Origin of the sequence: Solihabitans fulvus (assembly GCF_008386585.1) — a bacterium.
GTDB classification, from domain to species: domain Bacteria; phylum Actinomycetota; class Actinomycetes; order Mycobacteriales; family Pseudonocardiaceae; genus Solihabitans; species Solihabitans fulvus.
The window spans coordinates 23,966-43,709 of record NZ_VUOB01000033.1; the positions used below are offsets into that span (position 1 = coordinate 23,966).

Consider the following 19,744-nt stretch of genomic DNA (forward strand, 5'->3'; position numbering starts at 1 on the left):
CGCCGCTCCTCATCGGCACGTCAGCTGCGAAAGCTGGACTGGCTCGTGCGAAACGCCGTGCATTCCCCGCATCCCAGTCAGAACTAGCGCACCGGCGCACGCCGAGCCCGCGCGAAGAGCCCGCGCGAAGAGCCCGCGCGAACCAATCAGCGCGAGTGCTCCGCGTGAAACGTAGGCCGCCGAATCAGCGGTCCGCCGCGCGCCGGTACGCCGCTATCGTCGTCTCCGCGCAGCGCCGCCAGGTGAACTCGGCGGCACGCGCCCTGCTGGCCGCCTGGGTGACGAACGACGGGGGATCCTCGACGGCGGCGCGCAACGCGTCACCGAGCGCGGCGACGTCGCCGACCGGCACGTGGGTCGCGTGCCCGCCGGCCACCTCGCGCAGCGCGGGCACGTCCGAACACACCACGGGCACGTTGCAGGCCAACGCCTCCAGCACCGGCAGCCCGAATCCCTCGTCGCGCGAGGGCAGCACCAGCACGGACGCGCCGGCGACCACGCTGCGCAGGTCGACGTCGGTCAGGTAGCCCGTCCGCAGCACGCGGTCGTCCCGCCCGGCCGCGCCGGGTCCGGCGAGCACCAGCGGCGGCAGCGACGGCGTCTCGGCGTGCGCGCGCAGCAGCGCGCCGAGCCCCTTGCGCGGTCCGCCGGCCCCGACGAACAGCACGTACTCCGCCGGCAGTCCCAGCCGCGCGCGCAGCGCCTCGTTCGGCGGCCGCGCCGCGAACCACGCCGGGTCGACGCCGAGCGGCGTCACCACGATCCGCTCCGAGGGCACGCCGAGCCGTTCGGCCACCGCCGCGGCGACCGCGTTGGTCGGCGTGCACACGATGTCCGCCCGCTGCGCCGACCGGCGCACCAGCGCGGGCAGCTCGCGGTCGCTCGGCGGCAGCTCCTCCGGCGCGTCGAGGAACGCCAGGTCGTGCACGGTCAGCACGCCGCCAGCCCGGATCGCCGGCGGCAGCACGAAGTTGGTGCCGTGCACCACGTCCGTGAGCCCCGCGTACAGCTCGACCGGCGGGAAGGCGCTGCGCAGCCAGCACTTGCGCAGCAGCCGCGCCGACACCGGCAGCCCGCGCGCCTGCACGTCGTGCGGCAGCACGGACCGCAGCGCCCGCCAGCCACGCACAGTGAACGCCACCGCGCGCATGTTCACCTGCTCGGGGATCGAGGCCAGCTCCTCGGCCAGCGCCGCAGTGTAGCGGCCGATGCCGGTGCGGTTGCCCAGCAGCGGGGTGCCGTCCAGCAGCACCCGCAGCGGCCGGCTAGCCACGCTGGTCCTGACCGGGCCGGGAACCGCCGCCGCGCAGCCGTTCGCCCGCGATCCGGCGGATTCGCCCGGTCGCCCGCCTGGCCAGCTCGATCGGGCCGCCCTGGTCCAGGTACTCGCGGAACAGGTTCAGGTCGCGGTGCAGCTGGCCAGCCCTGCCGAGCGGCTCGACGCGCACCAGCGGGGCCGACCCCGGCAGCCGGTCCGCGGCCGGCCTCGGGTTGCGGCAGAACTCGGTCAGCGGAGCCAGCACCGTCTCCCAGGTGAACCGCTCCCGCACCACCGCGATCCGGTCCTGGCAGGCCTGCGCGAACTCCACGTCGTAGAGCACCCGCTCCAGCGCGTCGGCCAGCGCGGCCGGGTCCTCGGCCGGCACCACCACGCCGAGCCCCTCGGTCCGCACCAGGTCGGCGAACGAGTCGCCATCGGTGGTGACGATCGGCAGCCCGGCCCACAGGTAGTCCAGCACCCTGGTGCGGAACGCGAAGGTCGTCTCGACGTGCTCGAAGTGGGTGGTGACCCCGCAGTCCGCGTCGAGCAGCCAGTTCTGCCGGTCGCCGTAGGGCACCCAGGTCTCGTTGAAGAACACGTGCCGGTCGGTCAGCCCGAGCCGCTCGGCCAGCGCCCTGGTCCGCCCGGCGACGTCCATGTCGGGCACCTCGGGGTTGGGGTGCTTCATGCCGAGGAACACCAGCCGCAGGTCCGCGTGCTCGACGCGCAGCCGGTCGACCGCCTGCACGAGCGTCAGCGGGTCGAACCAGTTGTAGACACCGCCGGCCCACAGCACGACCTTGTCCGACTGGTCGATGTCGGGCAGCACGCCCCTGATCGCGGGCCCGGTGCGCTGCGGCGGCTTGCCTGGCAGGCCGAAGGGCACCACCGACAGCAGCGAACGCACGGTCGGGTCGTCGTCGTAGAGGGCCGGGGTGAGCCGGCCGAGCGCGGCGAGGTGGCCGAGCCAGAAGTGCCGCTGCCGCTCCGAGGCACAGAGGAAGAAGTCGCCGCGCTCCAGCTGGTTGTTGAGCACCTTGGTGACCCCGGCGAGGTCCTTGGCGCGCTGTTCGGCGACGGTGTCCTTGCCCTGCTCCAACAGTTCCAGGTGCATCGGGTCGTAGACATCGCAGACGACGATCTTGGTCGAGCCGCGTTTCTTCAACGCGGGCGCCAGTTCCAGCACGTGGCCCTGCAACACGATGATGTCGGCCCAGTCCAGGTGCGGGTCGAGTTCCTTGGGGCGCGCCCTGGTCACCGAGAAGGCCGCGTCCGGCGGCGCGCACAGCGGGTTCATCGTGACCAGCCGCACGTCGTGCTCGGCGGACAGCACGTCGGCCATGTTCCAGGCCCGGATCGCCGGCCCGGCCATCCGCTCGGTGATGGCGTCGCCGGTGATCACCAGCACCCGCCTCGGCCGGCCGAAGACCTCCTCCAGCCCGAACACCTCGACGAGCACGTCGTGCGCGGCGAGGTAGCGCGGCAGCGGGTATGCGGGCTCCATCGCCTTGCGCATCAACGGAACCAGGTCGGCGTCCGACCGTCGCCGCGCCGCCTGCTCGGTCTTGCGGGAGGCGGCCAGCGAGGGCATCAGCTCGACGAACTGGTCGATGGCGAGGAAACCGGCGAGCGCGGAGCGCGACACCGGCACGGGTGCGGCGTCCTCGGCCGGGTCCGCTGGCCTGCGGGTGATCTCCAGCTGGGTCGGGTCGATCTCGCCGCGCGCGGTGGCCCTGCGCACGGACAGCGCCAGCGCGGCCGGCAGCGCCTTTGCCAGCGTCTCGTCGGAGAGGTTCTTGTACAGCGCGGCGAGCGCGTTGCGCTCCAACAGGAACAGTTCGCGACTGGTGTCCACAGTGGACATTGAAGCGTGGTGCTTGTGGTAGGCGAGCGAGGCTGGCTCGAAGCGCACCCGCCAGCCGCGCAGGTTCAGCCGCCAGCCGAGGTCGACGTCCTCGTAGAACATAAAGAACCGCTCGTCGAACCCGCCGAGCAGGCGGAACAGCTCGGCGCGGACGAACATCGCGGAGCCGGTGCCGAACAGGACGTCGCGCGGCGCGTCGTGGCTGCCGTCGTCCGGCTCGTCGGCGTGCCGCTTGTAGCCCATGCCGAACCAGGTCAGCCCGCCGTCGACGAAGTCGATCTTCTCGCCGTCCCAGTCGAGCACCTTGCTGGCCACCGCGCCGACCGTCGGCTCGGCGCGCAGCACCCGGACGGCGGCGCGGACCCAGTAGCGGTCCGGGCGGGCGTCGTTGTTGAGGAACGCGAGCACGTCGCCCCTGGCGTGGCCGACGCCGAGGTTGCAGCCCCCGGCGAAGCCGAGGTTCTCGGGCGACTCGACCACCTCGACGGACGGCACGGCCCGCCGGATCCGGTCGGCGCTCCCGTCGCCGGAGGCGTTGTCCACGCAGATCAGCTGGAGGCGATCGGCCGGATAGTCCAGCTCCTCGCTCAGCGCGCGCAGACAGGTGATGGTGTCCTCCGCGCCGCGGTAGTTCACGACCACCACGGACACCACTGGCAGCATCGCGCCGTCCGGCACTCTTCGCCCCTCTCCGCCGCACCTGAAGTTCCTGCGCATTATGGGCCCAGGCAGCGGGTGCCCCGGTCAGCGCCCGGCCCACTCCCGCCACACGGCCGCCCTCGGCACCGTCGCCGACCGGCCGATCCGCCGCCGCGCGGCCAGGCAGCCGGGCAGCCGCAGCAGCAGCTCGGCGAGCACCAGCAGCCGGAGGCGGAGGCGGAAGTTGGCCGCGTCTGGCACGGCGACCCCCCTCAGCCGTCGCAGCGGCAGCGCCGCGGTGATCGCCGCGAACGCGGCGGCCTGGCGGAGCGCCACGCCGGCCGGCGCGCAGCGTGCGAGGGTCAGCAAACGATTGCGCTCGTTCCACCGGTGGAACCGCGCCGAGCCCGGCTCGGTGGACGCGCCGTGCCGGTGCCGCACCCTGGCCGGGCCGACGGACACCACCCGCCAGCCGGCCAACCGCAGCCGCCACGCGGTGTCGGTGTCCTCGTAGTAACAGAAGAAGTCCGCCGGCACGCCGCCGACCCGCGCCAACGCGTCGGTCCGCAGCAGCGCTGCCCCGCCGCAGAAGCCGAACACGTCCCGCCCGGCGAGCGTCAGGTCGGCGCCGTGGCCGTCCCCGGTCAGCCGCACCCCGACGGACTGCGTCGACCCGTCGCCGAGCAGCATCGACGAGGTGGCCGCCGCCACGGTCGCCGACCCGTCCACGGCGTCCTCCAGCGCGGCCAGCCAGTCGGGCTCCGGCGCGGCGTCGTCGTTGAGCCAGCCGACGAACGGGGTGTCCACCAGCGGCAGCGCGGCGGCCAGGCCGCCCGCGTAGCCCGCGTTCCTCGGCAGCCGCAGCACCCTCGGCGCGCTGGGATGCGCGGCGATCAGCTCGGCCGTGCCGTCCGTCGACGCGTTGTCCACCACGATGGTCCGGTGCGCCCTGCCCTGCGCCGCCAGCGCGTCGAGGCACGCCGTGATGTGCTCCCGGCCGCGCCAGGTGACCACGATCACGGTGCTGCGAGGGGAATCCGACAACGCGTCCGGCACCCGTTGAGCCTAGTCATGACATGGGAAGCTGGGCCCGTGCCAGAGCTAGTCGTGCTCACCGAGCAGTTGCTCGCCGCCGTGCCGGGCGGCACCGGCCGCTACACCTGGGAGCTGGCCTCGGCGCTCGCCGCGACGGCCCCGCCGGGCTGGGAGGTGCGCGGCGCGGTCAGCCGGCACGCCGACCCGAGCGCGGCCGTCATCCCCGGCGTCGTCGGCCCCAGGATCCTGCCGCTGCCGCGCCGCGCGCTCGTGGCGGCCTGGGAGCGCGGCGTGCCGCTGTGGCCCGGCGGCGACGCCGTGCACGCGCCGACCCCGCTGGCCCCGCCCGCGGCCCGCCGCGGCCTGGTGGTGACCGTGCACGACACCGTGCCGTGGACCCATCCCGAGACGCTGACCCCGCGCGGCGCGCGCTGGCACCGGGCGGCCGTCGGCAGAGCGACGCGGCGGGCCAGCGCGGTCGTGGTGCCGACCGCGGCCGTCGCCGCCGAGCTGTCCCAGTTCTCGCCGGGCCCGGCCAGGGTGCACGTCGTCGGCCACGGCACCCCGGCGGTGCTGGCCGCCGCACCCGACGAGGCGATCGCGCGGCGGGTCGCGGCCGACCTGGCGCTGCCGGACCGCTACGTGCTCGCCGTCGGCACCATCGAGCCGCGCAAGGGCCTGGACGTGCTGGTCGAGGCCATGGCCGGGCGGCACGCGCCGGACCTGCCCCTGGTGATCGCGGGCCCGCAGGGCTGGGGCGGCCTCGACCTGCGCGCGCTGGCGGCGCGGCACCACCTGCCGCCGGAGCGGCTGCGGCTGCTCGGCCGGGTCAGCGACGCCGACCTCGCCGTGGTGCTGCGCCGCGCCGCCGTGCTCGCCGTGCCGAGCCTCGCCGAGGGCTTCGGGCTGCCGCTGCTCGAGGCGATGGCGGTCGGCGTGCCCGTGGTGCACTCCGACGCCCCCGCGCTGGTCGAGGTCGCCGGGGGAGCCGGCGTGCTCGCCCGCCGGCGGGACGCTGTCTCGCTCGCGGGTGCCCTGCGCACCGTGCTCGACGATCCGGAGCGCACGGCCGTCGCGATCGCCGCCGGCAGACGCCGGGCGGCCCAGTTCACCTGGCAGCGGGCCGCCGAGTCCGTGTGGACGCTGCACCTCGAGCTGTATCGGGCGGTGCGAGCCGGATTACGTTGAACCGTCGGTTTGCCTTATAGCCAGCCCGCGTGTCGGCGCACGCACGTACCCTGCAATCCGTGTCCCTCGCTCAACCCCACGTTCTGATCGACGCCACCGCTGTGCCCGCCGACCGAGGTGGCGTCGGCCGCTACGTCGACTCACTGGTGGCGGCGCTGGACGCGGACGGCGCGCGGCTCAGCGTCGTCTGTCAGCCGAGGGACGCCCAGCTCTACGCCGAACTCGCGCCGGGCACGCGGATCGTGCCAGCCGCAGAGAGCGTCGCCACCAGGACCGCGCGGCTCACCTGGGAGCAGACCAGCCTGCCAAGGCTGGCCCGCCGCCTCGGCGTCGACGTCGTGCACTCGCCGCACTACACCAGCCCGCTGGCCAGCTCGGCCGCCTCGGTGGTCACCCTGCACGACGCGACCTTCTTCACCGACGCGATGCTGCACTCCTCGGTGAAGGCGCGTTTCTTCCGCGCGTGGACCAGGGCCTCGCTGCGCAGGGCCGCCCTGTGCGTCGTGCCGAGCCAGGCCACCGCCGACGAGCTGGCCAGGGTCGCCGGCGCGAACCGCAGCTCGCTGCACATCGCCCAGCACGGCGTGGACGGCGCCAGGTTTCACCCGCCGTCGCCCGAGGAGGTCGGGGCCGTCCGCAGGACGCTCAGCCTCGGCCCGGCCCCCTACGTCGCCTTCCTCGGCGCGCTCGAACCGCGCAAGAACGTGCCAGCGCTGATCAGGGGCTTCGCCCAGGCGTGCCGGGGCAGGGCGGACCCGCCCTCGCTGGTGCTCGCCGGCCAGCCGGGCTGGGACGGCCAGGTCGAACGGGCGCTGGACGCCGTGCCGCACCGGGTCAGGGTGATCAGGGCCGGGTACCTGCCCTTCGAACAGCTGTCCGGCTTCCTCGGCGGCGCCTCGGTGGTCGCCTACCCGAGCCTCGGCGAGGGCTTCGGCCTGCCCGTGCTGGAGGCGATGGCGTGCGGCGCCAGCGTGCTGACCACCCGCAGGCTGAGCCTGCCCGAGGTCGGCGGGGACGCGGTGGCCTACTGCGGCGTCGGCGCCGGTGACATCGCCGCCGCGCTGACCGACCTGCTCGACGACCCGGCCAGGCGCGCGCAGCTCGCCGGCACGGCCGTCCGCCGCGCCAAGGACTTCTCCTGGGCGGCCAGCGCCGCGAAACACCGCGAGGCATACGAGCGGGCCGCCATGCTGCGCAGGCGAAGCCGCGCCTAGTGCGGCGGCTCGGAGCACGCGGTGCACAATGTTGCCCCGTGACCGAACCGACACCCTACGGCGACGAGATCGCCGTCGTGACCGTCACCTACTCGCCCGGTGAGACGCTCGAGCCCTTCCTGGACACGCTGGCCAAGGCCACCGTCCGTCCGGTGCGGGTGGTGCTCGCCGACAACGGCTCGACCGACGGCGCGCCGGAGCGGGCCTCGGCGCGGGACAACGTGACCTTCCTGCCGACCGGCGGCAACCTCGGCTACGGCGGCGGCGCGAACCGGGGTGTCGCCGGGCTGCCCGACGACGTCGGCTGGATCGTGGTGGCCAACCCGGACCTGGAGTGGGGCGTCGGTTCGCTCGACGCGCTGCTGGAGGCGGCGGCCCGCTGGCCGCGCGGCGGCGCGTTCGGGCCGCTGATCCGGGAGCCAAGCGGCGAGGTCTACCCGTCGGCGCGGCTGCTGCCCTCGCTCGGCCGGGGCGTCGGGCACGCCGTGTTCGGCAAGGTGTGGCCGGCGAACCCGTGGACACGGGCGTACCGGCAGGAGGACGCGGCGGCCGGGGAACGCACGGTCGGCTGGCTGTCCGGGTCGTGCCTGCTGATGCGGCGTTCGGCGTTCGACTCCGTCGACGGCTTCGACTCCGGGTACTTCATGTACTTCGAGGACGTCGACCTCGGCGACCGGCTCGGCAGGGCTGGCTGGCTGAACGTGTACGTGCCGACCGCCGAGGTGGTGCACATCGGCGGCCACTCGACGGCGCGGGCGTCCAGCAGGATGCTCGCCGAGCACCACCGCAGCGCCTACCGCTACCTGGCGGACCGGCACCGAGGGCCGCGCTGGGCCCCGGTGCGGCTGGCCGTGCGGGCCGGCTTGGAACTGCGGCTGAAGGTGATCACCCGGCGAGGGTGAGCCGAGGGCGACCTAGGCCGTGTCCCGTGGATCTCTTTCCTGCTGCGCGGGGCCCGGGCGCCGCCTCGCCGCGTTGCGCCCACGCCCCCATCCAACACCGGGATGGGGACGCGTGCGCGCCTTGCGAGACGACACCTGGATCCCCGCTCGCGACGGAAAAGACCCACGGGACACGACCTAGCGCTCACTCGCCGCTGAGGCGCTGGGACATGCTCTGCCGGTTGCCCTGCTGCTGGTGGAACGTCGGCACCAGGCCGGGGGCCTGGGTCGGCTCCGGCGGCTGGACCGGCTGGGGTGCCTGGGGCGGTTGGGGTGCCTGGCCGGCCTGCTGCGGCTGCTGGGCCTGCTGGCCGGGTTGCTGCTGGGCCGGTTGCTGACCCTGCTGGTGCGGCTGCTGGGCCGGTTGTTGCTGCTGGCCCTGCGCGGGCGCGGGTGGCTGGGTCGTCTGCTGGGGCAGCTGCCCCGACATGCCCTGGGCGGTCCGCGCGGAGAGCACCATCGTGGAGTCCGGGTCGACCATCCTGGGATCGGCGGCCGTGACCATCGTCCTCGGGATCTGCTGGGTGCTCGACGCGTCCATCGGTGACGTCGCGTTGTCGACCGCGACCACATAGCGGCTGCGTGCACGGGCCCTGGCGAGCAACGCGTCGGCCCGGTCGCGGGGGTCCATCGGCAATGACCTCTCCTGCGTTGCCTGGGCCGGCAGCTGGCGCCGGCGTGCCCCATCTCCGCACCGGCTGGTTGCCGGCACCACGCTCACCCGGTCGGGTCCGCCACCCGCGTCTTGGATGCGCTCTGTCAGAGTATTCCCCTCAGAGGGGTTGCCGTAAGCGGAGGAGGAAAACCGGCATGTCGGCTAGCGCACCGGAACCATTGGAGTCCGAGGTTCCGCCGCTGCAAGGGGTCGAGGCGGTCGTGCTGGTCGGGGGGAAGGGCACCAGGCTGCGGCCGCTGACGCTGTCCGCGCCCAAGCCCATGCTCCCGACGGCGGGCGTGCCGTTCCTCACCCACCTGCTGTCGCGGATCAGGGCGGCCGGGATCACCCATGTGGTGCTCGGCACGTCGTACAAGGCCGAGGTGTTCCAGGAGTACTTCGGCGACGGCACACGGCTCGGGCTGGAGCTGGAGTACGTCGTCGAGGACGTCCCGCTGGACACCGCCGGCGCGATCCGCAACGTGGCCGACCGGCTGCGCGAGGACGACGTGATGGTCTTCAACGGCGACATCCTGTCCGGGGTCGACCTGCGGTCGGTGCTGCGCACCCACCGGGAGGCCGAGGCGGACGTCACGCTGCACCTGGTGAAGGTGGACGACCCGCGCCGGTTCGGCTGCGTGCCGACCGACGAGGACGGCCGCGTCACCGCGTTCCTGGAGAAGACAGAGAACCCGCCGACCGACCAGATCAACGCGGGCTGCTACGTGTTCCGGCGCGAGACGCTCGAGGCCATCCCGGCCGGCCGGCCGGTGTCGGTGGAGCGCGAGACGTTCCCCGGCCTGCTCGCCGAGGGCAAGCGGCTCCAGGGCTACGTGGACGCGTCGTACTGGCTGGACCTTGGCACCCCTGCGGCGTTCGTGCAGGGCTCGGCCGACCTGGTGCGCGGGGTCGCGCCGTCCTCGGCGCTGCCCGGCGCGACCGGCGAGGCGATCGTGCTCGACGGCGCGACCGTGCACGCCGAGGCCATCCTCGCCGGGGGAGCCACGATCGGCGCGGGCTGCGTCGTCGCGGCCGGGTCCACTGTGGACGGATCCGTGCTGTTCGACGGGGCCGTGGTCGGCGAGGGCGCGATCGTGCAGCGCACGGTGCTCGGCGCTGGCGCGCGGGTCGAGGCTGGCGCGGTCGTGCGGGACGCGGTGATCGGCGACGGCGCCGTGGTCGGCGCGCGGTGCGAGCTGGTCGGCGGGGCCAGGGTGTGGCCGGGGGTCCGGCTGCCCGACGGCGGGATCCGTTTCTCCCCGGACGCGTGAGTCCAGATGAGTTCCGGGGTCGTTGCGGGGCAGGCGCGGCGAACGTTCCTGCCGGCCTACCCGCTTGACCTGCCGGCCGTGCTCGGGCCGTTGCGGCACGGCGGCGGCGACCCGACGTTCCTTGCCGACGACACCGGCGTGCTGTGGCTGGCCGCGAACACGCCGGCGGGCACCGGCAGTCTCGCCGTGCGCAGGGACGGCCGCGAGGTCGTCGCGCAGGCGTGGGGCGCTGGCGCGCAGTGGCTGCTGGACGGCCTGCCCGCGCTGCTCGGCGACCTGGACGACGACTCAACGTTCGAGGCGCACCACTCGCTGATCGCCGACGCGCGGCGCCTGCGCCCCGGTCTCCGGCTCGGCACCTCGGGTCGGGTCTGGGACGCGCTGCTGCCGGCCGTGTTGGAGCAGAAGGTCACCAGCCGCGAGGCGCACCGGTCCTGGCGGGAGCTGTGCCGCCGCTTCGGCGCCGAGGCCCCCGGCCCCGTCCCGGCCGGTCTGCGGGTCGCGCCGACCCCGAAGGCCGTGCTGTCCATCCCGGACTGGGAGTGGCACCGCGCCGGGGTGGACGGCGCGCGCAGGCGAACGCTGTGCAACGCGGCCTCGGTGGCGCACCGACTGGAGCGAGCCGCCGAGGTCGGCGGCGAGGAGGGCAGGCGACTGCTGCGCCTGGTGCCCGGCATCGGCGTGTGGACCGCGGCCGAGATCGCGCAGCGCGCCTGGGGCGATCCCGACGCGGTGTCCGTCGGCGACTTCCACATCCCCGACCTCGTCGGCTGGGCGCTGGTCGGCCACCCGCTGGACGACGACGGCATGCTGGAGGTGCTGGCCCCCTACGCGCCGCACCGCCAACGCGCGGTCCGCTACCTGGAGGCCTCCGGCTTCCGCAAACCGCGCTTCGGCCCCCGCTACGCCGGCCGCGACTACCGCGCCATGTAAGTGTCAGGGCTGGGTGAGGGCCAGCCGGACCAGCTCCGGGATCGTGTCCACATTGGACGGAAGGGCGTCGACGGACCACCACTGGAGGTCGATCGACTCGGCGCTGCGCACCGGCACCGCGCCGACCGGGGCGCGCACCAGGAACCGCACGTCGAAGTGCCTGGTCGGCACGCCGAGCGAGCAGGTGATCGGGTGCACGTCCAGGTGCAGCGGCTGCGGCTCGATCCGCAGGCCGCGGATGCCGGACTCCTCGGTCGCCTCCCGCAGCGCCGCGCCGGCCAGCGTCTCGTCCTCTGGCTCGCAGTGCCCGCCGAGCTGGAGCCACCGGCCGACCCTCGGGTGCAGGGTCAGCAGCACTCGGTCCCGGTTCGCGTCCAACACCACCGCCGACGCGGTCACGTGCCCCGGCTCGCAGGATCGCCGGCAGCCGTCCTCGCGGGCGGCCAGGAAGCCGAGGAACGCCTGGCGCATCGACTCCTGGCTGGCATCGGGGGGCCGCCAGTCGGTCAGCACCGAGACCGTGTCTTCGTGCAGGTTCAACGGTGAATCAGCCCTTCGCTCGGTTCAACGCTCGATCAGCCCATCGTCGAGGTCGCGCGGCGGCCGCGGGGTCAACGGCCCGTCGACGGCGTGGCCGACGGCGACCGCGCCCAACGGTTCCCAGTCGGACGGCAGGTCCAGCGCGTCGCGCACCACCTCGGCGCAGAAGATCGTGGAGGACACCCAGCAGGAGCCGAGGCCCTCCGCGGCCAACGCGACGAGCAGCCCCTGGACCGCGGCGCCGCCCGCGATGGTGAACATGGTGCGCTCGGCCCGCGCGCGCCGTTCGTCCGGGTAGTCGTGCGAGCCGTCCACGACCAGGAACGGCAGCACCAGCTCGGTGGCCCCGTAGAGCAGGTCGCCCCTGCGGACCCTCCGCTCGATCCGCTCGGCCGACCAGCCGTCGGCGGTCAGGTCGGCCTGCCAGGCCTCGCGCATCGCCGCGAGCAGCTTGCCGCGCCGCGCCTCGTCCCTGACGTGCACGAACCGCACCGGCCGGGTGTGGTGCGGGGCCGGCGCGGTGAGCGCGGCGCCGACCGCGCGGCGCAGCGCGGCGAGGTCGACCGGCTCGTCGGTGAACGACCGCACCGACCGGCGCAGCAGCACCGCCTCGGCCCTGCCCTGGGCGATGGCCTCCTCGGTGCCGAGCCGGAACAGGTCGTCGTCGACCGGCCTGGACAGCTCGCGCGCCGTCGACCCGTCGTCCACAGTGGACAGTCCGCGCAGCACGGCGACCGGCACGCCGCCGAGCTTGCCCTTCACCAGGTCGGCCGCCGCGGCGATCTCGTCGGCGACGGCCACCTCGGTGACGTGCAGCTCGTTGCCCTGGGAGTCGACCTGGCCCGCGTAGCGGTGCAGCACGGCGAGGCCGGCCGAGCCGATCGCCGCGTCCGTCTGGCCGACCCGCCACGCCCGCCCCATGGTGTCGGTGACCACCACCGACACGTCGAGGTCGAACCGTGCGCGCAGGTCGCCGCGCAGCCGCGCCGCCGAGGCGTCCGGGTCCTCTGGCAGCAGCGCGATCTCGTTGCCGGCCACGTTGGACGCGTCCACTCCGGACGCGGCCTGCACGATGCCCTGCCGGTTCTGCGTGATCAGCGTCCGCTTGCGCCTGGCGAGCACCCGCACTGACTCAGCCTCGACCCAGGTGCGCCGGATCGTGTCCCGCTCCTCGGGGTCGGTGGGCACCTCGACCAGCCTGCCCTCCACTTTGGACAGCACCTTGCTGGTCACCACGAGCACGTCGCCGGACCGCAGCCACGGCGCGGCCTCGGCGATGGCGGCGGCGAGGTCGTCGCCCGGCCGGAACTCCGGCAGGCCGGGGACCGGGAACAGCTCGATGGATCCTGGGGAGGCGTGGTCAGCCAACGGTGACTCCGGCGAGCTCGAGGGCAGCCCTGGCCATCGCGGCCGTGGCGTCCACATCGGACATCAGCAGCGGCACCGACCGTACCGTGACCCCCGGCACGTCCGCGGCGTCGCCCTCGTGCACCAGCCAGCCGTCCAGGATGCCGTCCTGCGAGGACTTCCTGGCCCCGTAGTGCCGGCCGACGGCTTCGGCGGTGCTGTCGACGCCGATCGCGGTCAGGCAGGCGTCGGCAAACCCGCGCACCGGCTTGCCACCGACGATCGGGGACAGCCCGACGACGCCGGCCGCCGTCTCCCGCAGCGCGGCGCGCACGCCGGGCACCGACAGGATCGTGCCGACGCTCACCACCGGGTTGGACGGCGCCAGCAGCACCGCGTCCGCCGACGCGATCGCCTCGAGCACGCCGGGCCCCGGCTTGGCCTCCTCGGCGCCGACCGGCACGATCGCGTGCGCCGGCAGCTCCGCGCGGTGTCGCACCCACCACTCCTGGAAGTGCACGGCCTTGCGTTCCCCGCTCTCGGGCTCGTCGATGACGACGTGGGTCTCCACCCGGTCGTCGGTCATCGGCAGCAGGGCCACGCCGGGCCGCCAGCGGTCGCACAGCGCCTCGACCACGGCGGACAGCGGGTAGCCGGCCCGCAGCATCCTGGACCGGACCAGGTGGGTGGCGATATCGCGGTCGCCGAGCCCGAACCAGGTCGGGTCGGCGCCGTACTTGGCCAGCTCCTCCTTGACGGTCCAGCTCTCGCCCGCCCTGCCCCAGCCGCGCTCGCTGTCGATGCCGCCGCCGAGGGTGTACATGCAGGTGTCCAGGTCCGGGGTGATCCGCAGCCCGTGCATCCACACGTCGTCACCGGTGTTCACCACCGCGACGACCTCGTGCGGCGACTCGCCGTCCGCAACACCGACCGGGGACAGTCCCAACGCGGCCTTGAGTCCGAGCAGGAAACGGGCCCCGCCGACTCCGCCGACAAACACGACGACCTTCACGGGCGGCCATCCTCGCATGTGATCTGTCACCCGGTCGGGTGAGGTTGGTTGGATGCTGTTCGCGAGCTGATCATGCGCCGTTCCTGATCCGGCTATCGCTGCCAGAAGGTGAACGTGACGCGACCGAAGTAGGCCGCGATGTCGTCGCCGCCCACCCAGCCGAACACCGTCTCCGTGATCGTGGAGAACAGCGACCTGATCGGGGGAACGCCGATCAGCAGGGCGAACAGGATCAGCGGGGCCCACTGCCGCGCCTTGGCGCCGAACGCCTGCGCCTGCGGCGACAGGAACGGCTCGATCGCGCCGAAGCCGTCGAGACCGGGCACCGGCAGGATGTTCAGCACGAAGGCGAAGATCTGGAGCAGGGCGAGATAGGACAGCGCGGCGGCGAGGCCGACCGGCGGGTCGAAGGCCCGGACGGCGGTGGCCAGCAGCGCGCCGAGCACCAGGTTGCTCAGCGGGCCGGCCAACGACACCGCCGACTCAATCCTCTTGGTGCGCAAGGCGTAGTGGTTGATCCACACAGCGCCACCCGGCAGCGGGATGCCGCCTGCCATGAGCAGCACGATCGGGATAACGATGCTGAACAGCGGGTCGGTGTAGTGACGGATGTCGAGGGTCAGATACCCCTTCGCGCGTACCGAGCGGTCGCCGCCCCGGTAGGCCACGAACGCGTGCCCGAACTCGTGCAGGCACAACGAAACCGCCCATCCGCCGAGCACGACGAGCACCGTGCCGATGGTGATCACGGTCAGGGGGGTCTGAACGGTCAGCACGCCGCCCACGATCGTGGCGGCCAGGATTCCGAGGAACAGTGGGCTTGGCAGGACGGCGGATCGGTTCACCTCAACAGTGTGGCCTGTCCCAATGGGTGACCGTAGTCGGTAGTCCTACTCAGAAACTCGGTGCGCGTTCCCACGTCATGAACGTCTCCATGGCTGGTCAAGGTCTTCACGGTGATCGCGCGCAATATCCCCCGACGTGTGGACTCGGCTTGACCCCTTGCTGTGACGCAGGTGTAATCACATCGGTGTCATTCGTCGTTGTAGGGGGCGACGGGTGGTGTCCGCCAGCCGGGGAGTGCGGAAGGCGAGGAGGCGGACTGGCATGGAGGAAACCGAAGGGGGCCGCGTCGTGGAGCGGGGGGACACCCCAACACAGGAGTTGGGGGTGTTGGCCGATCTATTCGACGCGGCTGACGAACAGGACTGGCAGGAGCGCGCCCTGTGCGCGCAGACCGATCCGGAGGCGTTCTTCCCAGAGAAGGGCGGTTCCACCCGGGAGGCCAAGCGCATCTGCCTGGGCTGCGAGGTGCGATCCGAGTGCCTCGAATACGCCCTGGCGCATGACGAGCGTTTCGGGATCTGGGGAGGTCTGTCAGAACGCGAGCGGAGGAAACTGAAGAAGCGGGCCGTATGACCTGACGCGGGGCGCGCCGGACCCGGATCCGTCTGTGGGAAGCGGATCTGATCACGGAGTGACCTGCACACGATCGGCTCGTTGATCCGTCGTACCGTGTCCGACACACGGACGAACACGCGACGGGAGGGGCCCTTGCCCAGCAACGCCCCTCCGCGGCTTCGGACGGCGCCGGTGCTTGCCGTGCTGGTCTGCCACGACGGGGACCAGTGGCTGCGCACGGCGCTGTCCGCGTTGCGCAGGCAGCGGTTGCGGCCCAGACACGTCATCGCGGTGGACACGGGTTCCATCGACCGCACGCCGAAGCTGCTCGCCGACGCGGCGGCCGCGCCGGGCCCGGTGCGGGTGCCCGACGGCGGGGACGCGGTGCTCGACGGCGTGCTGACCATGCCGCGCGGCACCGGCTTCGGCGAGGCCGTGCGCGCCGCCGTCGATCACGCGGTGGCGCGCTGGGGCGACCCAGGACAGTGGGTGTGGCTGCTGCACGACGACTGCGCGCCGGAGCCGGACTGCCTCGCCGCGCTGCTGACCGTCGCGGAGGTCTCGCCGTCGGCCGCGGTGCTCGGTCCGCTGTGCCTGGACTGGGCCGATCCGCGCCTGGTGGTCGAGGCCGGTGTGTCCACCGACGCGTCCGGGCATCGGCAGACCGGCATCGGGCCGACCGAACTCGACTGGAGCAGGCTCGGCGGCCAGGCCGGGACCGGTGGCGGAGATCACCGGTTCGAGCAGAGCACCGAGGTGCTGGCGGTCTCCTCGGCTGGGTCGCTGATCCGCCGGGACGTGTGGCACGAGCTCGACGGCTATGACCCGGCGCTGCCGATGCTGCGCGACGACGTCGACTTCGGCTGGCGGGCGAACCTGGCCGGGCATCTCGTGCTGTGCGCGCCGGTCGCGCGGATGCGCCACGCCAGGGCGGCGACCCGCGGCCAACGCCGCCTCGACGCGGTCGTCGCCAGGCCGGGCCCGTTCCTGCGGGCCGTCGACCGCGCGCACGGCCTGCGCACGTTCCTGGTCAACTGCGCGCCGCTGTCGTTCCTGCTCGGCCTGCCCAGGATCACCGCGCTGATCCTGTTGCGGGCACTGGGTTTCCTGCTGCTGCGCAGGCTCTCCGACGCGCGCGCCGAACTCGCCGCGCTGCGCTACCTCCTTGGCGGCAGGGGAAAGCTCCTGGCCGGCCGAGCCGCCAGAAGAGCACCCGAAAGGGTGCCCGGCAGTGCGGCCGAAAGGGCGGCCGAGAAGGCGGCTGGCAAGGCCGCCGACAGCGCCGGCCGCACCGTTGCCGCGCCCCGGCTCCGGCGCGGCAACGTCAAGGGCCTGTTCACCAGCAGGCTTACCAGGCTGCGCAACGCTTTCCGCGGCGGGGCCGCCTATCTGATCAGGCAGCGGGTGCGGGCGGACGCCGCGCTCGGCCGGCTGCCCGAGGACGAGGACGCGCCGAGCCGCTGGCTGCCGCCGGGCGTCGAGGAGGACGAGGGTCGCCGCGTGGTCGGCCCTGCGGCGCTGCCGGCTGGCGCGCTCGGCCGGGCGCGGTCGGTGCCCCGGCGGGCCGCCGGCCTGCGCAGGCCCGCTCAGGCCGTCGCGGTGTCGGTGGCCACGGACGCCGCGCTGTCGCCGCTGCTGCGGCCGAGCCCGAGGCCCCGCCCGTCGCCGGGGCCAAGAGGCGCCCGGCACCGGCCGGATTTGGTGTTCGTCGAGGTGGACCGGGCCAGGGTGCTGCGGCAGCTGCTGCTGGCGCCACCGCTGCTGCTCGTCCTCGGGCTGACCGTGTTCGCGCTGATCGCCAACTCCGGCAGGCTCGGCGCCGGCCTGGTCGGCGGCAGGCTGCTGCCGGTCGGCACCCTCGGCGACGTCTGGCGCGAGTACCTGGCGGCCTGGCACTCGGTCGGCGGCGGCACCGCGGCCCCCGCCCCGGCGGGCCTCGCCGTGCTCGGGGTGCTCGGCACGCTGTTCGCGCCGCTGGGCGGCCCGCCCGCGGCCGTCGCCGTGCTGCTGCTCGGCGACGCGCCCATCGCGGCGCTCGGCGCCTACCTGGCCAGCAGGCGGATCCGGGTGCGCCGGTCGGTCCGCGCGGTCGCCGCGGCGGGCTACGGCCTGCTGCCGGTCGCCACGTCGGCGGTGGCGCAGGGCAGGCTGGACGTCGTCGTGGTGCACCTGCTCGCGCCGCTGGCCTTCGCCGGCATCCTCGCCGTGCTGCGGCCAACGGGCGGGGTGTCGTGGCTGCCCATCGCCTCGGCCACCGCGTTCTGCGTCGCCGTGATCGGCGCGTTCTCCCCGCTGACACACCTGCTGGTGCTGGCGGCGGCGCTGGTCGGCTTCGTTGTGGTGCCGGGCCGCCGGGGTGACGGCCGCCGCCGCATCGCCGCGCTGTTCGCCGTGGTGCTGCTGCCGCTGGCGCTGCTGCTCCCGTGGCCGGCCGTGGTGCTGCTGCACCCGGGCGTGGTGCTGCACGGCCTCGGCGGTTACCTGGCCGCGCAGCCCGTGTCGGTGTTCGACGTGCTGTCCCTGAGCCCAGGCGGCCCCGGCGCGGTGCCGGCGGTCGGCGCGCTGGTGCTGCTGGCCGCCCTTGGGGCGCTGGTGCTGCGGCCGAGCAGGGCGATGCTGCCCGGCCTCGCCGTGGCGCTGCTCGGCGCCGTCGGCCTCGGTGTGGTGCTCGCGGTGCCGTCCGTGCCGCTCGGCGGCCAGACGCCCGAACACGGCTGGACCGGCGCGCCCCTGGTGGTGGTCGGCTGGGGCCTGGTCTGGGCCGTGCTTGGCGCGTGGCGGCGCGACGTCCCGGCCGGCCGCCGCAGCCGATGGCTCGGCCAGCGCGCGTCGGCTGATGGTGCTAGGGCGTGTCCCGCGGATCTCTTTCCTGCTGCGCGGGGCCCAGCCGCCGCCTGGGCCCCGCTCGCGACGGAAAAGATCCACGGGACACGCCCTAACGGGTCGGTCGGCGGCTGGCGGCCGCGGCTGCGGCCGGGACTGGTCCGGCTGGCGACCCTGGCCGGGGTGGCTGTCCTCGCGGTGCTCGCCGTTGGCGGCCTGGTGGGGCTGCGCGGCGGCCCGCTGCGCGCCGGCGGCGGACCAACCCTCGTCCCGGTGCTGACCCACGAGCTGACGACGACGGGACGCTCGGTGCTGGTGCTGGCCGCGCGCGGCGAGCCGACCAGGCTGACGGCCGGTCGGCTGCCCAGGTTCGGCGACGACGACCTCGTGCCGACCGCCGCGGCGAGGGCCCGGCTGGACCGGCTGACCGAGGACCTCCGCAGCGGCGTGCCCGACACCGCGAAGGCCGCCGTGGCGCGGGCCGCGGTCGTCGGCGTCGCCTACCTCGTGCTGCCCGACCCCGAGTCGGCCACGCGGCTGCGCGCCGCGGTCGGCGACCTGGTCGCGGATGTCCCGCCGACCTCGGACGGCCGTCCGGTGCTGCGCATCCAGCTGGCGGCCGGCACCGCCGTGCTGCTGTCGCCGGAGCTGGCCCAGCGGGCGCGTAGCGGGGGCCAGCCGCCGACCGAGCTTGGCGCGCGCGGCATCGCGCCGGTGGACGCCGGGCCGCCGGACCTGGCGGTGCGGGTGTCCGACGGTCCGGAGGGCCGGCTGCTGGTGCTCGCGGCCGAGGACGAGCCCGGCTGGCAGCTCACGGTCGGCGGGCAGCAGGTGCCGGTGGTGCGGGCCTGGGGCCATCTGGTCGGGGTGCCGATGCCGACGAAGGCGGCGGACGTGCGGGTGACCATGCCGAGCTCGCTGCGCGAACTCCTGCTGCTCGCCGAAGCGGCTGCCGCCCTGTTCACGCTGCTCACGGCCATCCCCGCGCGCCGAAAGCCCGACGCCCTGGACTCCTGACGGCGGTGCCTGACTGGCTGGCTGAGTGACTGGCTGGCCGCCTGACCGCGTGCCTGGCTGGCCGCCTGACTGGCTGGCTGGCCGCCTGCCTGCCTGCCTGGCCGCCTGGCCGTCAGTCAGGTGCCGTCTCAGTCGCCGTCGACGACGTCCGGATCCAGCCCGAGGTAGGTCGCCACCTGCTCCACCAGCACGTCGTGCACCAGATCCGCGAGGTCGGCTCCGTCCTTCGCCCGCGCCTCCAGCGGCCGCCGATACAGCACGATCCGCGCCCTGGTCGGCAGCCCGCGCCGATCGACCCCTGCCGGCACCAGCCGCGCCAGCGGCACGTTCCCGTCCTCGATCACGCCGTCGTCCCAGGTCAGCACCTGGTCAGCCGACATGTGCACGTCGGGCACGTCGTCAACCGCCACGTCGAGCTGCGTCAGCTCGGTCCGCCACCGACCCTCGATCGGTTCGAGCGCCTCGAGGACCAGCCCGTCGAACCGCTCGGCCCTGCTGCGGGCGGCGGGCAGCGTCGACGGATACAACGGCCCGCGCAACCCGCGGCCGTGCCGGTCGCGGTTGCGCCGAACCTGCCGTCGCGAACTCCAAGCCGTCACCACG

General features: G+C 74.1%; 16 protein-coding genes. 7 read left to right on the forward strand and 9 right to left on the reverse strand.

Annotated features, from left to right (window positions below; all coding sequences use genetic code 11):
• Nucleotides 1-184: 184 nt before the first annotated feature.
• The 3 genes from F0L68_RS19145 to F0L68_RS19155 form a co-directional block, all read right to left on the reverse strand.
• Nucleotides 185-1,273, reverse strand: a complete 1,089-nt coding sequence (locus F0L68_RS19145; RefSeq protein ID WP_149850974.1) for a glycosyltransferase family 4 protein — start codon at nt 1,271-1,273, stop codon at nt 185-187.
• A complete protein-coding gene (locus F0L68_RS19150; RefSeq protein ID WP_149851057.1) occupies nt 1,266-3,788 on the reverse strand; it encodes a glycosyltransferase in 2,523 nt (840 codons plus the stop codon). Before F0L68_RS19150 ends, F0L68_RS19145 begins: the two co-directional genes overlap by 8 nt.
• 81 nt (nt 3,789-3,869) lie before the next feature.
• A complete protein-coding gene (locus F0L68_RS19155) occupies nt 3,870-4,820 on the reverse strand; it encodes a glycosyltransferase family 2 protein (RefSeq protein ID WP_223198935.1) in 951 nt (316 codons plus the stop codon).
• Between the two features lie 36 nt (nt 4,821-4,856).
• On the opposite strand from F0L68_RS19155, the gene F0L68_RS19160 reads away from it, so the two are divergent.
• The 3 genes from F0L68_RS19160 to F0L68_RS19170 are packed head-to-tail and all read left to right on the forward strand — an operon-like array spanning nt 4,857 to nt 8,103.
• Complete coding sequence (locus F0L68_RS19160; protein WP_149850975.1) at nt 4,857-5,987, forward strand: glycosyltransferase family 4 protein; 1,131 nt, start codon at nt 4,857-4,859, stop codon at nt 5,985-5,987.
• A 59-nt stretch (nt 5,988-6,046) separates the two neighbouring features.
• A complete protein-coding gene (locus F0L68_RS19165; protein ID WP_149850976.1) occupies nt 6,047-7,201 on the forward strand; it encodes a glycosyltransferase family 4 protein in 1,155 nt (384 codons plus the stop codon).
• 38 nt (nt 7,202-7,239) lie between these two features.
• Entirely contained in the window at nt 7,240-8,103 is an 864-nt protein-coding gene (locus F0L68_RS19170; RefSeq protein ID WP_149850977.1) for a glycosyltransferase, read from the forward strand.
• A gap of 184 nt (nt 8,104-8,287) precedes the next feature.
• Here the strand turns inward: F0L68_RS19170 and F0L68_RS42470 are convergent, their stop codons facing one another.
• Nucleotides 8,288-8,773 (reverse strand): hypothetical protein, encoded by a 486-nt coding sequence (locus F0L68_RS42470; protein ID WP_188316671.1) that lies wholly within the window; start codon nt 8,771-8,773, stop codon nt 8,288-8,290.
• A gap of 179 nt (nt 8,774-8,952) precedes the next feature.
• On the opposite strand from F0L68_RS42470, the gene manB reads away from it, so the two are divergent.
• Nucleotides 8,953-10,068: a mannose-1-phosphate guanylyltransferase gene (gene manB / locus F0L68_RS19180; RefSeq protein WP_149850978.1), complete on the forward strand. Its 1,116-nt coding sequence runs from the start codon at nt 8,953-8,955 to the stop codon at nt 10,066-10,068.
• A 6-nt stretch (nt 10,069-10,074) separates the two neighbouring features.
• Entirely contained in the window at nt 10,075-11,001 is a 927-nt protein-coding gene (locus F0L68_RS19185) for a DNA-3-methyladenine glycosylase family protein (protein WP_149850979.1), read from the forward strand.
• Nucleotides 11,002-11,004: 3 nt separating this feature from the next.
• Here F0L68_RS19185 and F0L68_RS19190 read toward each other — a convergent pair whose 3' ends face one another.
• The 4 genes from F0L68_RS19190 to F0L68_RS19205 all read right to left on the reverse strand — a co-directional run bounded on the left by F0L68_RS19190 (nt 11,005) and on the right by F0L68_RS19205 (nt 14,745).
• Entirely contained in the window at nt 11,005-11,541 is a 537-nt protein-coding gene (locus tag F0L68_RS19190; RefSeq protein ID WP_149850980.1) for an NUDIX hydrolase, read from the reverse strand.
• A gap of 24 nt (nt 11,542-11,565) precedes the next feature.
• A complete protein-coding gene (locus F0L68_RS19195) occupies nt 11,566-12,966 on the reverse strand; it encodes a coenzyme F420-0:L-glutamate ligase (protein ID WP_188316672.1) in 1,401 nt (466 codons plus the stop codon).
• The gene (cofD, locus tag F0L68_RS19200) at nt 12,902-13,900 is read right to left on the reverse strand and encodes a 2-phospho-L-lactate transferase (protein WP_149850982.1); all 999 of its coding nucleotides are present in this window, start codon (nt 13,898-13,900) and stop codon (nt 12,902-12,904) included. The genes F0L68_RS19195 and cofD overlap by 65 nt, the downstream gene beginning before the upstream one ends.
• A 92-nt stretch (nt 13,901-13,992) precedes the next feature.
• Nucleotides 13,993-14,745, reverse strand: a complete 753-nt coding sequence (locus F0L68_RS19205; protein ID WP_149850983.1) for a site-2 protease family protein — start codon at nt 14,743-14,745, stop codon at nt 13,993-13,995.
• Between the two features lie 262 nt (nt 14,746-15,007).
• Here F0L68_RS19205 and F0L68_RS19210 point away from each other — a divergent pair, with 262 nt between their 5' ends.
• Together F0L68_RS19210 and F0L68_RS19215 are read left to right on the forward strand one after the other, a co-directional pair.
• Entirely contained in the window at nt 15,008-15,319 is a 312-nt protein-coding gene (locus tag F0L68_RS19210) for a WhiB family transcriptional regulator (protein ID WP_149850984.1), read from the forward strand.
• Between the two features lie 135 nt (nt 15,320-15,454).
• Nucleotides 15,455-19,141, forward strand: coding sequence for a glycosyltransferase family 2 protein (locus F0L68_RS19215; protein ID WP_149850985.1), 3,687 nt, complete (start codon nt 15,455-15,457; stop codon nt 19,139-19,141).
• 128 nt (nt 19,142-19,269) lie between these two features.
• Here F0L68_RS19215 and F0L68_RS19220 read toward each other — a convergent pair whose 3' ends face one another.
• Nucleotides 19,270-19,740: a metallopeptidase family protein gene (locus F0L68_RS19220; RefSeq protein WP_149851059.1), complete on the reverse strand. Its 471-nt coding sequence runs from the start codon at nt 19,738-19,740 to the stop codon at nt 19,270-19,272.
• Nucleotides 19,741-19,744: the final 4 nt, after the last annotated feature.

Bases quoted from the DNA above. Each gene is read 5' to 3' on its own strand.
- F0L68_RS19150 (WP_149851057.1), bottom strand. From the start codon at position 3,788: ATGCTGCCAGTGGTGTCCGTGGTGGTCGTGAACTACCGCGGCGCGGAG.
- F0L68_RS42470 (WP_188316671.1), bottom strand. From the start codon at position 8,773: ATGGACCCCCGCGACCGGGCCGACGCGTTGCTCGCCAGGGCCCGTGCA.
- manB (WP_149850978.1), top strand. From the start codon at position 8,953: ATGTCGGCTAGCGCACCGGAACCATTGGAGTCCGAGGTTCCGCCGCTG.
- F0L68_RS19185 (WP_149850979.1), top strand. From the start codon at position 10,075: ATGAGTTCCGGGGTCGTTGCGGGGCAGGCGCGGCGAACGTTCCTGCCG.
- F0L68_RS19195 (WP_188316672.1), bottom strand. From the start codon at position 12,966: ATGTGGACGCCACGGCCGCGATGGCCAGGGCTGCCCTCGAGCTCGCCG.
- F0L68_RS19210 (WP_149850984.1), top strand. From the start codon at position 15,008: ATGGAGGAAACCGAAGGGGGCCGCGTCGTGGAGCGGGGGGACACCCCA.